The organism is Aquitalea sp. LB_tupeE, from assembly GCF_013391415.1.
Taxonomy (GTDB): domain Bacteria; phylum Pseudomonadota; class Gammaproteobacteria; order Burkholderiales; family Chromobacteriaceae; genus Aquitalea.
Map to the genome: position 1 here is coordinate 1 of NZ_JACAXB010000057.1, position 1,531 is coordinate 1,531.

Sequence of the window (1,531 nt, forward strand, 5' to 3'; positions counted from 1 at the left end):
GATTGCAGGTCACAGACTGCACTGCTGCCAGCGCTGCTCGATGATTATGTTGGCGAAGACAATCCGGTACGTATCGTTGATGCCTTTGTCGAACAACTCGACCTGCGCGAGCTTGGCTTTTCGGGTATCGAACCCAAGGCCACTGGGCGGCCGTCTTACCATCCTGCGGTCCTGCTCAAGCTGTATATCTACGGTTACCTCAACCGCATCCCATCCAGTCGGCGTCTTGAACGTGAATCCCAGCGCAACATCGAGTTGATGTGGCTGCTGGGACGGCTTGCTCCCGACTTTAAAACGATTGCCGACTTTCGACGAGACAATGGCAGCGGTATACGCAATGTCTGCCGGCAGTTCGTTGTGCTGTGCCGGGAGCTGAATCTATTCACGCACGCAGTCGTCGCTATTGATGGCAGCAAGTTCAAAGCGGTGAATGCCCATGACCGTAACTTCACGCGAGGCAAACTGGAAAAGCGGATGCAGGAAATCGACCACTGCATTGCGCGTTATCTCGCCGCACTGGAAACCGCAGATCGCCAACCGCCAGAAATAGCAGAAGCGCGAACCATCAGAATCCAGCAAAAGATGGCCACGCTGAAAAAGAGCATGGAAAGGCTACAGCAGATTCGAACCCAGCTTGAGCAAGAGCCGACAGGACAAATCTCGCTGACCGATCCTGATTCCCGCGCTATGGCCACCAGTACCAGTCGCGGACTGGTTGGCTACAACGTACAAACGGCTGTTGATACCAGGCATCACCTTATCGTGGCGCATGAGGTTACCAACCAGGGTAGCGATCGCCGCCAATTGGCCAGTATGGCCAAGCAGGCCAAAGACGCAATGCAGGTCGCCAATCTTGAGGCCATCGCAGACCGGGGTTACTACCATGGGGAAGAGGCATGGACCTGTGTCGATGCAGGGATTGTGCCCCTGGTTTCGAAGCCCATGACGTCGTCTGCCAAAGCGGAGGGGCGGTTCGACAAAGAAGACTTCCTGTTTGATTCGGCAGCAGGTGAATATGTGTGTCCTGCCGGTAGTCGGCTGATTTGGCGTTTCTCAACCACCGAACGGGGTGCACTCATCCATAAATACTGGAGTTCTGATTGCCCTCGCTGCTCACTCAAGGCGCAATGTACGCCCAGCGCATACCGGCGCGTCACGCGAGCAGAACATGAAGCTGTGCTTGAGGAAATGCAAAAGCAACTGGATATCCGGGGTGGCATGATGAAGTTGCGGCGTCAGACGGTGGAGCATCCATTTGGCACATTGAAAGAATGGATGGGTGCAACGCATTTCCTGACGCGAGGTCTTGGCCAGGTCAGCACAGAGATGAGCTTGCAGGTCCTGGCCTACAACCTGAAGCGGGTCATGAAGATTCTTGGATTTGTACAGTTGATGGCGGCAGTACAGGCCTGAAAAGGCCTTTGTACCTATCAAAATAGCCCCATTTGCGTCGAGCTCGAACGGAGCAGCCCTGTACGAGGTTGTGCAAGCGCCTTGGTATCAACCAGTGGCTGCGTTTCCACACAGCCTC

The 1,531-nt window shown here is 55.0% G+C and carries 1 protein-coding gene; it reads left to right on the plus strand.

Annotation, left to right across the window (positions count from 1 at the left end; genetic code table 11):
* Positions 1–1,413 (plus strand): IS1182 family transposase (locus HWX34_RS20985; protein WP_255497720.1); only part of this gene is annotated, 1,413 nt, incomplete at its 5' end.
* Positions 1,414–1,531: the final 118 nt, after the last annotated feature.